The organism is Dyella thailandensis, from assembly GCF_050749815.1.
Lineage (GTDB): Bacteria > Pseudomonadota > Gammaproteobacteria > Xanthomonadales > Rhodanobacteraceae > Dyella_A.
In genome coordinates, this window is record NZ_CP192735.1 from 1405380 (window position 1) to 1417096 (window position 11717).

An 11717-nucleotide genomic window follows, 5' to 3' on the forward strand; every position below is an offset into this window, starting at 1 on the left:
GAGACAGGCAACAAATAAGGTGTGGCGCGCCGCTTTGCAAGCGGACACGCAGCGCGCCCGGTGCACGGCAAGGCCTCGCCGGCACAGGTCGCGCTCCCTACAATCTCCGCTTCAGCCAGACACCCCGGTCGCCATGCTCACCTCGCTTTACGTCCGCCATTTCGCCGTCGTTGAAGAAGCCGAGATCACCTTCGGCCCGGGCCTGACCGTGGTCAGCGGAGAGACCGGCGCGGGCAAGTCGCTGCTGGTCGATGCCTTGATGCTGCTGGCCGGGTCGCGCGCCGACAGCGGCATGGTGCGTGCCGGCAGCGACCGTGCGGAACTGGCTGCGGAGTTCGATCTGGGCGACCTGCCCGAGGCGCGCGCCTGGCTGCAGCGCGAGGAACTGGACGACGAGGGCGCCTGCCAGCTCCGGCGGGTGATCCGCACCGAGGGCAGCTCGCGCGCCTGGATCAATGGCCGCCCCGCCAACGCCAGCCAGCTCGGCGAGCTGGCCACCCTGCTGGTGGAAATCCACGGCCAGCACGAGCACCAGGCGCTGCTCTCGCGCGCCCACCAGATGACGCTGCTGGACGCCTACGCCGGCCACGAGGACACCCTTGCGCAGGTCCGCGAGCTGGCCAGCCAGTGGCGCGAACTGGGCGCCCGCATCCGCGCACTGAGCGGCGGCGACGATCGCGATCGTCGCCTGGAACTGCTGCGCCATGAAGTGGGCGAGCTGGAAAAGTGGGCGCTGCCGGCTGCCGAGCTGGCCGAACTGGAGACCTCGCACAAGCGCCTGGCCAACGCCGGACGGCTGGCCGAAGGCGCCTCCGGCGTGGTCGAGCTGATCGACGGCGACAGCGAGTTCGCCCTGCGCCGGGCGCTCAGCCGCGCGCATGCGGAGCTGACCCGGCTGGCTGCGCTGGACGAGCGGCTCAACCCGCTGCTGGAGCTGGTCGACAATGCCGGCATCCAGCTCGGCGAAGCCTCGGACGACCTGGCGCGCTACGCGCAGGACGTGGACCTGGACCCGGAACGCTTCGCCCAGGTCGATGCCCACCTCACCCGCCTGCACGAGCTCGGCCGACGCCACCGACTGCCACCGGCCGAACTGCACGACAAACTGCAGGCGATGCGCGAGGAACTGGCCGAGCTGGAAGACGCCGGCGAGGCGCTCGAAGCACTGGCCACGAAACAGGCGCGGCTGCAGGGCGAATACGCCACGGCGGCGGAACAACTGAGCCGGCAGCGTCTGGCAGCCGCCGAACGACTCGGCAACGAAGTGAGCGCCCTGATGGGTGAGCTGGGCATGGCCGGAGGCGTGCTGCGAATCGAGCTGGAGGCCGCGGCCAGCGACGAACCGGATCCGCAGGGACGCGAGCGCTGCGAGCTACTGGTAAGCGCCAACCCCGGGCAGCCGCCGCGCCCCCTGCGCAAGGTGGCCTCCGGCGGCGAGCTGGCCCGCATCAGCCTGGCCATCGAGGTGGCTACGCTCGGCAAGGACAGCGTGGGCACCATGGTCTTCGACGAGGTCGACACCGGTATCGGCGGCGCCGTGGCCGAGGTGGTCGGGCAGAAACTGCGCGCCCTCGGCGCAACGCGACAGGTGCTGTGTGTGACCCACCTGCCGCAGGTGGCCGCCCAGGGTCACGCGCACCTGCGGGTGAGCAAACACAGCGACGAGGCGTCCACCCATACCCGCATCGAGACGCTGGACGCGGCCGGGCGGCGGGCCGAGCTGGCGCGCATGCTGGGTGGTGTGGAGATCACCCAGGCCACCCGCGCCCACGCCAAACAGATGCTCGAGCGCGCGCAGGCGGACTGACTCAGCCCGGCCCTTCCAGCAGGCCGCGCTCGGCAGCCATACGGTAGAGATCCAGTTCCGAGCCGGCGCCAAGCTTGCCCATCAGGCTGGCGCGGTGGATGTAGACGGTCTTCTGGCCGATGCCCAGTTCAGCGGCCACCTGCTTGGGCGCCCGGCCCGCGGCCAACAGCAAAAACACCTCGCGCTCGCGGGCGGTCAGGCGCTGGATGGGATCGAGCGCTTCGGCCGGACGCTCGGCGCGGCGCCGACGCAGGTCGGAGCTGAGATAGCACTCGCCGTTCATCACGGCGCGCAGTCCGGCCACCAGTTCCTCCGGCGCCACCCCCTTGGTCACGTAACCGCTCGCGCCGCGGCGCAGCGCTTCCGATACGTATGGTTCGCCGTCATGCATGCTCAGCACCACGATGCGGCTGGACGGCGACACGCTCAGCAAGTGTTCGATCAACGGCAATCCGCTGCCGTCCGGCAGCGAAAGGTCCAGCGCTACCAGATCCGGTGAACGCCGGTTGATGGCGTCGACCGCGTCATCGGCGCAACGGCATTCGGCGACCACTTCCAGATCCGGCTCCATCTCGATCAAGCGCTTGAATCCCTCGCGCACGATGGCGTGGTCATCCACCAGAACGATGCTGTACATGCCTCTCCCTCGACCGCCATGCGGCCTCCGCGACCCCACAAAGCATGGCACATGTACCATGCGCCGATGCGGACCCAGACCACCCGTTTACTCACCTCCGGCCCGTTCCTGGGCGTGTGCTACCTGCTCGCCTGGCTGGCTCTGTGGCCCACCGAACAACCGTACTGGATGCTCCCTTTCGGGCTGCGCTTCGGCGCCCTGCTGCTGACGCCGGTCCGGCAGTGGCCCTGGCTGCTCGGCCTGGAACTGGGCGCCAGTGCGGTGCTGGAAATCCACCAGGATGCCCGGTTGGGCTGGCTGGGTTTCCTGCTCGGGGATCTGCCGGACCCGCTGATCGTGGCTACCGGCTTGTGGCTGCTGCGCAAGGCCAACCTGCACCCGAGCCTGCGCGTCCCCGAAGACGTGACGCGCCTGCTGCTGTCGGCGGTGCTGATCGTGACCGCCACCACTGCCATCGATGCCGCCCTGCTGGCACTGATGCATCAGACCACGCCCTCCACGCCCATGGTCGAGGCGCTTGGGCTGGACCTGCTGAGCAACTACCTCGGCGTGCTGCTGGTCGTCCCGTTGATGATCATGCTGGCGCGCTCCCGCCCCAACCGCCGCATGCTGGCCAACCTGATCATGGACGGTCTGCTGGTGATGCTGCCGTCGATGGCGATCCTGCTGATGCTGTCCGAGCACGCCTCCCCGCAGCCCCAGTTCGCCCGCGTGCTGTCGCTGGCGCCGGTGATGTTCTTCGCCTTCCGCCACGGCTGGCGCGGCGCCAGCCTGGCGATGATCACCACCAGCATGGGTATGAGCTTGGTGGACCACGTGGTCCGCCAGCCAATGCCCAGTGCGTCGGGCTACCTGTTCCTGGCAGTGGCCGGCACGGGCGCCCTGATGCTCGGCTCGGCCACCGACGCCTTGCGGCGCAGCAGCGAACGGGTCGCCGAACAGAACGTCTATCTGGCGGCAGTGAACCGGCGGCTCGATCAGCTGGCGCGCCAGCTGCGCGACGCCGCCCGCGGCAACCTGCAAGCCGAAGAGAGCCAGCGGCGCTACATGGCCGCCGAGCTGCATGACGAGCTGGGACAGAACATCACCGCCATCCAGACCCACATCAAACTGGCGCAGGGGCGCCTGCAGGCGGTGGGCATGGAGGACGTCGGCCACTCGGTCAACGCGATCCTGGGGCATATGCGGCGCGCCCTGCACCGCCTCCTGGACGACCTGCGCCCGGCAGTACTGGATGAGTTCGGCCTGCTCCGTGCGCTGGAGGAAGGCCCGATCCGCGACCTGCTCGATGCGGCTGGCATCGTCTACGTAACGGACATGTACGGCGACCCACGGCTGCTCGACGACGACACGCGCACGGCGATCTACCGCCTGGTGCAGGAAAGTGCGACGAACACCGTCAAACACGCGCAGGCCAGTCATTTCCGGCTGCGGCTGCGCATCGGCGAACGCCACGGCACCCCGCTGGCCCTGCTGGACATCCGCGACGACGGCATCGGGCTGCCCGGCACCGTGCCGCGCGGGGGCCGTGGCCTGCAGGGCATGCGCGACCGGGTGACGTCCCTGGGCGGGCTGTTCCGCCTGAGGCAGGCGCCCGCCGGGGTTCACCTGCGGATTTTGCTGCGGGGCAACAACGCTCTCGCCACCAAGCCGGCCCTCGCCACCCGTACCGCCTAGGAATTTTTCCGATACACGGTTCGTGAAGCCTTCGTTACGATCGATCCATCGATGTGGGGGAGCCGCCATTGCAAGATGGCGTGCCGAAGTCACCGTGGGGACGGTGGCTTCGAAGGGTGGCAAGGATTGCTGCTCGGCCGGTACCAACGGCGTTTCGGGTCAGCGCGAGCAATTCGCCTCCGATCCGGACGCCACCAGGTAACGGATAAGCCGTAGGTGGACAGGAGTCCTCCTGCGGCTTTTTTTCGTCTGGACTCCGGTAGGCGGGCCGCCCTGCCGGCTTCTGACGGTTACTTCCGGCCAGCCTTGGGCCGGACGTAAAGCACGAGGCTGTGATCCACGATCTCATAGCCGTGCTTGGCGGCGATCTCCTTCTGCAGCCGCTCGATCTCCTCGCTGACGAACTCGACCACCTTTCCGCTGTCCACATCGATCATGTGGTCGTGATGCTTGCCGCGATCGAGCTCATAGACCGCCTGACCGCCCTCGAAGTTGTGCTTCATCAGGATGCCGGCTGCCTCGAACTGGGTCAGCACGCGGTAGACGGTAGCCAGCCCGATGTCTTCTTGGGAGGCGAGCAGTTTTCGATAGATGTCTTCGGCGGAGAGGTGGTGAATGCCCTCCTCCTCGAAGATCTGCAGGATGCGCATGCGCGGGTGCGTGACCTTGAGTCCTGCCTTGCGCAGCTCCTTGGTTTCCTGATCCATTGCAAGCTCCACGCGCGGTACCCCAAGACCGTTAGTGTATCATCCGTCACCTTTACGTTCGGGACGCAACACGCATGCAAAAGCTGATTCGCACGCTGGGTTTCGCCACGCTGGCGCTGTCCCTGGCCAGTTGTCGCCTTGTGTATACCCCCGACGTGCAGCAGGGCAACATCCTCACCAAGGAAGCGGTTGCGCAGCTCAAGCCGGGCATGACCAAGCGCCAGGTGATCGTGCTGATGGGCTCGCCCTCGGTCGCCAGCCCGTTCGACCAGAACCGGTGGGATTACGTGTCCACCCAGCAGCACCGCGGCGGCGAGATCAAGATCCGCACGTTCACCCTCACCTTCAACAACGACACGCTGGTACGCACCGAAGGCGACTTCTTCGCCCAGGACGCCCAGCAGCTGCTCAACGACACCAAGAAGTACAAGGTGAACTATCCGGTCGACGAGACCCGCGGCGACAAGAGCGGTGGTTCGACCGATGCGGGAACCGGGGACAAGCCGGCAGGCGAATAAACGGCTGAGGCCGGGCGGTCGCCCTCAGCGAGTGCGCGTCGCGCGACGGCGGCGCGCTTCCTTCGGGTCGAGCTGCAACGGCCGGTAGATTTCCAGGCGATCTCCCTCTTGCAGCACCTGGCCGGGCTCGACACGGCGGGCGAAGATCCCCAGCGGCTGCCCTTCGAGCAAATCCTGCAATCCATATTCGTCCTGCGCGATAGCGGCCAGCGCGGCGCCGGCGGTCGAACCGGCTGGCAGGCGCAGCCGCCAGTGGCGCAGCCCCTCCGGCCGCGGCCACACGATCTCCACTTCGATGTGGCCCTGCGGCTCAACCATAGGTGCGCTTCGCCTCGCGGCTGAAGTCCTCGACCATACGGCTGGCCAGGCCCTGGAAACCCAGTTTGATGGCGCTGGCGCCGAGCCAGCCTGCGTAGTCGATGTCCAGGGCGAAGGCGATCTTGCAGCCACTGTCGCCCAGGGCGGTGAAAGTCCACAGCCCTTCGAGGGACCGGAAGGGACCGTCGAAGAGGCTCATTTGCAGGCGATGGGGCCGATCGAGGGTGTTGCGCGTCGTGAAGCTCTGGTTGAACGAGGCAAGCTTGAGATCGAGCCGCGCCACCAGCATGTTCTCCCCGCGCTCGGAGACGTGCGACCCGGAACACCAGGCAAAGCGCTTTGGGTATGCTTCGACATCGTTGACCAGATCGAACATCTGCACGGGCGTATACGGCACGAGCGCGCTGCGGCGAATCTCGATCACGGTAGCCTCTTCAAGAAAACATCCAGGTACGGCCCGATATGCGGCCAAGCCGGCACAGGGCAAGCGCCCGGAAGTCTAGCGGACATGGCCAAGAACAAGGACAAGGACACCAAGGGCGGCGGCACCATCGCGCTGAACAAGCGCGCGCGCTTCGAGTATCACATCGACCAGCGCTACGAGGCCGGCGTGGCATTGCAGGGCTGGGAGCTCAAGGCCCTGCGCGCCGGGCGGATCAACTTCGGCGAGAGCTTCGCGATGATCCGTGATGGCGAGATCTTCCTGCACGGCGCATCGATCCCGCCGCTGATCAGCGCCTCCACCCACGTCATTGCCGAGGATCGGCGCACCCGCAAGCTGCTGTTGCACAAGCACGAGATCGACCAGTTGATCGGCGCGGTGGAACGCAAGGGCTACACCATCGTCCCTACCGCGATGTATTGGAAGGGCAACAAGGTGAAGGTCGAAGTCGGCGTGGCCCGCGGCAAGCAGGAACACGACAAGCGCGATACCGAGAAGGAGCGCGACTGGCAGCGCGAGAAGCAGCGCACGATGAACGCGCACAATCGCCACGGCTGACGCTTCCCGGCTGAACCGCAGGTGCGCTCGATCGCGGCTGGCGCGATGGCTTCATTGATGTGTGCAAAGCCGGCACCATATACTTCGTCGGCTATCACAAGTTTCCCCGGGGGTGTCCTGGCTTCGACGGGGGTAGTGAGATGGCTTGATGCATGCCGAGGGGGCCGCTTTCCTCGTTAATCCAGCAGCAAACTTATAGTTGCCAACGACGACAACTACGCTCTCGCCGCTTAAGGCGTAAGCCCCGAACCCACTTGTGCTCGTGCTCGTCGGTGTAGGGTCATTATCACGGGATCGCCAAAGACTGCCGCCTGTCGGTCCTAGGTCAAATCAAGCAGGCTGGTTTCGCGGTGCGCTTTGCTCATCGTGCTTGTCGCGGAACGAGATGGAACGTTGAGCTACGCATGTAGATTCAGGCGTTGAACACCTTCGGACGCGGGTTCGACTCCCGCCACCTCCACCAATCCAAGCCCGGCTGGTTTCCCAGCCGGGCTTTTTTCTGCCTGGACACCGGGAATGTCGCCAGTGCCCCTACGGCGGGCCAGCGATGGTGCGCGTCGTGGGACAATGGGCGGCCGCGTTTTTTCTCGATGCAGGACTTTCATGCGCAAGGGCGTCATTCTGGGTTTTGCCTGCTACGCGGCTTATGCCATCAGCGATGCCTGTGTGAAGTCACTGCACGGGGCTCTGCCGGCCTACGAAACGGTGTTCTTCGGCGCCTTGCTGTGCCTCGGCGCCCTGCCCTTCATTCGCTCGCCCGGCGATCGACTGCGCGACGTGGTGATCGCCAATCGTCCCGGTCTGTGGTGGGTGCGTGCGGTCACCGGCGCGGTGTGCAATATCGCCGCGGTGGTGGCCTTCACCCTGCTGCCGATGGCGGAGACCTTCGCGCTGATCTTCCTGATGCCGATCTTCGTCACCCTGCTCTCGGTGGTGTTCCTCAAGGAGCACGTCGGCTGGCGGCGATGGACAGCCGTGGTGATCGGCTTCGTCGGCGTGCTGGTGGTGCTGCGTCCGGGCTTTCGGGCGTTGGGCCTGGGGCACGTTGCGGCCATCCTGTGCGGTCTGTCCGGCGCGGTGTCGATGGTGGCGATGCGGCTGGCCGGGCAGCACGAAAAGCGCATCAGCCTGTACGGCGCCGGCGTGGTGGGCCCGCTGCTGATCGGCGGACTGCTGATGCTGCCGCACTTCGTCTGGCCAGACCGGCACGCCTGGCTGCTGCTCCTGGGCTATGGCCTGATGCAGGGGCTGGCCGGTGTGCTGCTCATGCTGGCCACCCTGCTCGCTCCGGCCAATCGCATCGCGCCGACCCAGTACAGCCAGATGCTGTGGGCGATCGGCTTCGGTTACTGGCTGTTCGGTGACCGGCTGGACTGGCCGATGCTGGTCGGCATTGCGCTGATCCTCGGTGCCGGCCTGTTTACCCTGGTGCGCGAGGGGCAGGTCACCCCGTGGTGGCGTCGGCAGAAGCTGGTGTGAGTGCGCTTGTCGCCGGCTGTGCCGGTTGGCAGACTGCCCCACCCTCCCGCACGCGAACGCCATGACTCCGTCCCGTCTCGAGCTCTCTCCTATCGTCGCCGGGCTGTGGCGGCTCACCGAATGGCAGCTCGACGTCCCCGGCCGCGTGCGTTGGATCGAACAGGCCATGGAGCTGGGCATCAGCAGCTTCGACCACGCGGACATCTACGGCGACTACCGCGCCGAGGCCCTGTTCGGCGAGGCCCTGAAGGCTGCGCCTGGCCTGCGCCGGCGCATGCAGCTGGTGAGCAAATGCGGCATCCGGCTGCGCTCTGCCGACCGGCCCTACCGGCTCAATCACTACGACACGTCGGCCGCCTACGTGCGCGCGCAGGTCGAGCGCTCACTGGTCAACCTGCACACCGACCAGCTCGATCTGGTGCTGATCCACCGACCGGATTACTTGATGGATGCGGCCGCGCTCGCGGAGACGTTCCGCACGCTGACCGCCGAAGGCAAGGTTCTCCACTGGGGCGTGTCCAACCACCGCGCCAGCCAGTTCGAATTGCTGCATCGCCACTACCCGCTGGCAACCAACCAGATCGAACTCTCGCCACTGGCACTGGACGCACTCGACGACGGCACGCTCGACCAGGCCCAGGCGCTGGGCCTGCGCCCGATGGTCTGGTCACCGCTGGCCGGCGGCCGGCTGTTCAGCGGCGAGGAGCCACGCGCCGTGCGGGTCCGCGAGGAGATGGGCGCGATCGCGGCACGACTCGGCGTCAGCCTCGCCACGCTGGCCTATGCCTGGGTGCTTCGCCATCCGTCCCAGCCCCATCCGATCACCGGCACCGGCCGCATCGAGGGCCTCGCCGAGGCCGTGGCCGCGCTCTCGCTGCCGCTGGAGGCCGAAGACTGGTACGCGATCTGGACCGCCAGCCAGGGCCATCCGGTTCCCTGACTGCATCGCGTATCAGGTGGCCCGGCCACCGCGCGCAGGCTCAGCGGCCAAGCCACCGCAGCGACTGCACCACCAACAACAGGCCGACGCCGAGCAGGCCGACGTGGACGCAGCGGACGAACACCTCGGCGCTGAGCCGCCGGTTGATCCAGCGCCCGAGCGGAATGGCCAGGGCCAGCACCGGCAGCGCCTGCAGGTAGCGATGCGTCACCGCCGGTGTCCACAGCCCGGCCCATGCGTAACCGACCGCGGCCATCAGGCTGGCCGGCAGGAAATAGCCCTGCAGCGTGGCCCGGAACTGTCGTGGCGACCAGCCGCGCAGCGCGCCATACGCCACCAGCGGCGGCCCGTTCATGCCGTAGGCTCCGCCGAGCACGCCCGCGCCGAGGCCGAACGCCCAGGCATGGCGGTCATTGCCCAGACTCTGCCGCCGCCGGCGCAGCAGGGAGAATCCCGAGAACGCGGCGACGACGACACCAAGCGCCATCTTCATCCACGGGCCGTCCAGGTCGCGCAGCGCCCACAGGCCGATCGGCGTCCCCACCGCCGTCGCCGCGACGAGGCGCATCGCACTGCGCAGTTGGATATGACGCCAGTCCTGGATGATGGCGACGACGGCCACGGTGATCGACACGAGCACCGCGATCGGTGCGGCCTGGTCCACCGGCATGATGAAGGCGAGCAGCGGCACCGCGACCAGCGCCTCGCCGAAGCCGAACGCCGAGCGCACCAGCGTCGCGACGAAAAGAATGATCAGGACCGTGCTGAGCACTACGGCTCCCGCTCGTGCGCTCCGACGCCATCGGAGATGCCATGCCGCTCGCCGCGGCGCGCGGGTATCACCGGTTGCTGACCCCGTGCGGCACGTGGCCGGTCGCCACGTGCTTGCGCGCGGATTCCACGTTGGCCGGCGAATCGTCGAAGAAGATGTCGGCGCCGAAGGCGTCCAGGAATGGCCCCTTGTCGCGACCGCCGAGGAACAATGCCTCGTCGATGCGCACGCCCCACTTACGCAGCGTGAGGATCACCCGCTTGTGCGCCGGCGCCGAGCGCGCGGTGACCAACGCCGTGCGGATTGGCGAGTTCTCGGCCGGGAACGCCGCCTGCAGGCGGTGCACGGCGGTGAGGAAACCGCGGAACGGCCCCACCGAAAGCGGCTCGGCGGCACGCGCATGTTCGCTGCGGTGGAACGCATCCAGGCCCTCCTCGCGCGATACCCGCTCACCCTCGTCGCCGAAGATCACCGCATCGCCGTCGAAGGCGATACGCAGTTGCTCGCTGGCCCGCGGCGGCGCCGTGCTGGGCAGGATCGTCGCCGCCGCGACCCCTGCCGCCAACGCGCGACCGACGTCTTCGGCGTTGGCGGACAGAAACAGGTCGGCCTTGAACGGGGCGATGTAGTCGGAGGTCGGCGCGCCGCTGGTGAACGCCGCACGACTGATCTGCAGCCCGTAGTGCTGGATGGCGTTGAAGATGCGCAGCCCCGTGTCACCCGAGTTGCGCGACAGCAGGATCACCTCCACCGGCGGCACGTCGCCGGCCAGCTTGTTGAGGCCAAGCAGCTTCTGCACGAGCGGAAAGGCCACGCCCGGCTTGAGGATCTCCTCCTCATGCTCGATCTGGAAGCTGCGATACGCATCCAGGCCGTCGCGCTCGAACAGCTCGTGGCTGTCGCCGAGGTCGAACAGCGCGCGCGAGGAAATGGCCACCACCAGACGGTTGTCGCTGGAGGAGGAAGGATCGTGGGCGGTGGTTCGGGACATGGGATCAATCTAGCGCAACCGGCGCGGCTTGCGTGGTGCAGATGGGCGTATCACTCGCGTTGAGCGGTGCGCTGCCGAGTGACGCTCAATCCGCGGCAAACTGCTCGTCGAGAATGCGCTGCTCCAGGTTGTGCTCCGGGTCGAACAGCAACTGCACGCCGTGGTCGCGCGACTGCCGGATGCGCACCTCGCGCACGTGGCGCACCTCGTGGAAATCCGCCGTGGCACTGACCGGACGCTTGCCCGGATCGAGCACCCGAAGCCCCACCTCGGTCAGATGCGGCAGGATTGCGCCGCGCCAGCGGCGCGGGCGGAACGGGCTGATCGGGGTCAGCGCGAGCACGTTGGCGTCCAGCGGCAGGATCGGTCCGTGGGCGGACAGGTTGTACGCCGTGGAGCCGGCCGGCGTGGACACCAGGATCCCGTCGCACACCAGGTTGGCGAGCTTCACCGTGTCGTTGAGCTTCACCTCCAGATGCGCGGCCTGGTTGCTCTGGCGCAACAGCGACACCTCGTTGAAGGCGATCGCCGAGGCCACCTCGCCGTCGGCGTTGGTGGTGTGCATTTCCAGCGGATACAGCGTGGCGACGTGGGCCAGAGCAATGCGCCCGGCCAGATCATCGAGCCGGTGCTTGTTCATGAGAAAACCCACCCGCCCCAGCTTCATGCCGTAGACCGGCAGCTGCAGGTCGCGGTAGGCATGCAGCGTACGCAGCATGAAGCCGTCGCCGCCCAGCGCCACTATCACCTCGGCCTGCGCCACCGGCTCATCGCCGTACTGCTCGGTCAGCTTGCGTCGCGCCTGCTGGGCGACGGGGGTCTCGCTGGCGACAAAGGCAAATCGCATGGACGGGGCGGCCACCGGGAAGGT

General features: G+C 67.4%; 13 protein-coding genes and 1 other RNA gene. 7 read left to right on the top strand and 7 right to left on the bottom strand.

What is annotated here, in order from left to right; translation table 11 throughout:
* Nucleotides 1–133: 133 nt before the first annotated feature.
* The gene (recN, locus tag ACQVBX_RS06550) at nucleotides 134–1807 is read left to right on the top strand and encodes a DNA repair protein RecN (RefSeq protein ID WP_431637289.1); all 1674 of its coding nucleotides are present in this window, start codon (nucleotides 134–136) and stop codon (nucleotides 1805–1807) included.
* A 1-nt stretch (nucleotide 1808) separates the two neighbouring features.
* Here the strand turns inward: recN and ACQVBX_RS06555 are convergent, their stop codons facing one another.
* Nucleotides 1809–2444, bottom strand: a complete 636-nt coding sequence (locus ACQVBX_RS06555) for a response regulator transcription factor (RefSeq protein ID WP_404635326.1) — start codon at nucleotides 2442–2444, stop codon at nucleotides 1809–1811.
* Between the two features lie 66 nt (nucleotides 2445–2510).
* On the opposite strand from ACQVBX_RS06555, the gene ACQVBX_RS06560 reads away from it, so the two are divergent.
* Nucleotides 2511–4121, top strand: a complete 1611-nt coding sequence (locus ACQVBX_RS06560; protein WP_431637292.1) for an MASE1 domain-containing sensor histidine kinase — start codon at nucleotides 2511–2513, stop codon at nucleotides 4119–4121.
* Between the two features lie 290 nt (nucleotides 4122–4411).
* Here the strand turns inward: ACQVBX_RS06560 and fur are convergent, their stop codons facing one another.
* Entirely contained in the window at nucleotides 4412–4828 is a 417-nt protein-coding gene (gene fur, locus ACQVBX_RS06565) for a ferric iron uptake transcriptional regulator (RefSeq protein WP_431637293.1), read from the bottom strand.
* A gap of 74 nt (nucleotides 4829–4902) precedes the next feature.
* On the opposite strand from fur, the gene ACQVBX_RS06570 reads away from it, so the two are divergent.
* Nucleotides 4903–5346 carry an outer membrane protein assembly factor BamE gene (locus ACQVBX_RS06570; protein WP_431637295.1) on the top strand — a complete coding sequence of 148 codons (444 nt, stop codon included), beginning with the start codon at nucleotides 4903–4905 and terminating at the stop codon, nucleotides 5344–5346.
* A 24-nt stretch (nucleotides 5347–5370) separates the two neighbouring features.
* Here the strand turns inward: ACQVBX_RS06570 and ACQVBX_RS06575 are convergent, their stop codons facing one another.
* Both ACQVBX_RS06575 and ACQVBX_RS06580 read right to left on the bottom strand, forming a co-directional pair.
* Nucleotides 5371–5664, bottom strand: coding sequence for an RnfH family protein (locus ACQVBX_RS06575; RefSeq protein WP_431637297.1), 294 nt, complete (start codon nucleotides 5662–5664; stop codon nucleotides 5371–5373).
* A complete protein-coding gene (locus tag ACQVBX_RS06580) occupies nucleotides 5657–6088 on the bottom strand; it encodes a type II toxin-antitoxin system RatA family toxin (protein ID WP_431637299.1) in 432 nt (143 codons plus the stop codon). Before ACQVBX_RS06580 ends, ACQVBX_RS06575 begins: the two co-directional genes overlap by 8 nt.
* An 84-nt stretch (nucleotides 6089–6172) precedes the next feature.
* Here ACQVBX_RS06580 and smpB point away from each other — a divergent pair, with 84 nt between their 5' ends.
* The 4 genes from smpB to ACQVBX_RS06600 all read left to right on the top strand — a co-directional run bounded on the left by smpB (nucleotide 6173) and on the right by ACQVBX_RS06600 (nucleotide 9083).
* On the top strand, nucleotides 6173–6664 hold the full coding sequence (smpB, locus tag ACQVBX_RS06585) for an SsrA-binding protein SmpB (protein ID WP_431637300.1): 492 nt from the start codon (nucleotides 6173–6175) through the stop codon (nucleotides 6662–6664).
* A gap of 108 nt (nucleotides 6665–6772) precedes the next feature.
* Nucleotides 6773–7127, top strand: a transfer-messenger RNA (tmRNA) gene (ssrA, locus tag ACQVBX_RS06590).
* Between the two features lie 140 nt (nucleotides 7128–7267).
* Nucleotides 7268–8143, top strand: a complete 876-nt coding sequence (locus ACQVBX_RS06595; protein WP_431637301.1) for a DMT family transporter — start codon at nucleotides 7268–7270, stop codon at nucleotides 8141–8143.
* Between the two features lie 61 nt (nucleotides 8144–8204).
* Nucleotides 8205–9083, top strand: coding sequence for an aldo/keto reductase (locus ACQVBX_RS06600; protein ID WP_431637302.1), 879 nt, complete (start codon nucleotides 8205–8207; stop codon nucleotides 9081–9083).
* Nucleotides 9084–9123: 40 nt separating this feature from the next.
* Here ACQVBX_RS06600 and ACQVBX_RS06605 read toward each other — a convergent pair whose 3' ends face one another.
* From ACQVBX_RS06605 to ACQVBX_RS06615, 3 genes are all read right to left on the bottom strand, one after another.
* A complete protein-coding gene (locus tag ACQVBX_RS06605; protein WP_431637304.1) occupies nucleotides 9124–9855 on the bottom strand; it encodes a sulfite exporter TauE/SafE family protein in 732 nt (243 codons plus the stop codon).
* 67 nt (nucleotides 9856–9922) lie between these two features.
* Nucleotides 9923–10846: a 5'-nucleotidase gene (locus tag ACQVBX_RS06610; RefSeq protein ID WP_431637305.1), complete on the bottom strand. Its 924-nt coding sequence runs from the start codon at nucleotides 10844–10846 to the stop codon at nucleotides 9923–9925.
* Nucleotides 10847–10931: 85 nt separating this feature from the next.
* Nucleotides 10932–11693, bottom strand: a complete 762-nt coding sequence (locus ACQVBX_RS06615) for an NAD kinase (protein WP_431637307.1) — start codon at nucleotides 11691–11693, stop codon at nucleotides 10932–10934.
* Nucleotides 11694–11717 lie beyond the last annotated feature (24 nt).

What these genes read in the sequence shown, in the direction of transcription:
- recN (WP_431637289.1), top strand. Translation starts at nt 134, where the DNA reads ATGCTCACCTCGCTTTACGTCCGCCATTTCGCCGTCGTTGAAGAAGCC.
- ACQVBX_RS06555 (WP_404635326.1), bottom strand. Translation starts at nt 2,444, where the DNA reads ATGTACAGCATCGTTCTGGTGGATGACCACGCCATCGTGCGCGAGGGA.
- ACQVBX_RS06560 (WP_431637292.1), top strand. Translation starts at nt 2,511, where the DNA reads ATGCGGACCCAGACCACCCGTTTACTCACCTCCGGCCCGTTCCTGGGC.
- fur (WP_431637293.1), bottom strand. Translation starts at nt 4,828, where the DNA reads ATGGATCAGGAAACCAAGGAGCTGCGCAAGGCAGGACTCAAGGTCACG.
- ACQVBX_RS06570 (WP_431637295.1), top strand. Translation starts at nt 4,903, where the DNA reads ATGCAAAAGCTGATTCGCACGCTGGGTTTCGCCACGCTGGCGCTGTCC.
- ACQVBX_RS06575 (WP_431637297.1), bottom strand. Translation starts at nt 5,664, where the DNA reads ATGGTTGAGCCGCAGGGCCACATCGAAGTGGAGATCGTGTGGCCGCGG.
- smpB (WP_431637300.1), top strand. Translation starts at nt 6,173, where the DNA reads ATGGCCAAGAACAAGGACAAGGACACCAAGGGCGGCGGCACCATCGCG.
- ACQVBX_RS06595 (WP_431637301.1), top strand. Translation starts at nt 7,268, where the DNA reads ATGCGCAAGGGCGTCATTCTGGGTTTTGCCTGCTACGCGGCTTATGCC.
- ACQVBX_RS06600 (WP_431637302.1), top strand. Translation starts at nt 8,205, where the DNA reads ATGACTCCGTCCCGTCTCGAGCTCTCTCCTATCGTCGCCGGGCTGTGG.
- ACQVBX_RS06610 (WP_431637305.1), bottom strand. Translation starts at nt 10,846, where the DNA reads ATGTCCCGAACCACCGCCCACGATCCTTCCTCCTCCAGCGACAACCGT.
- ACQVBX_RS06615 (WP_431637307.1), bottom strand. Translation starts at nt 11,693, where the DNA reads ATGCGATTTGCCTTTGTCGCCAGCGAGACCCCCGTCGCCCAGCAGGCG.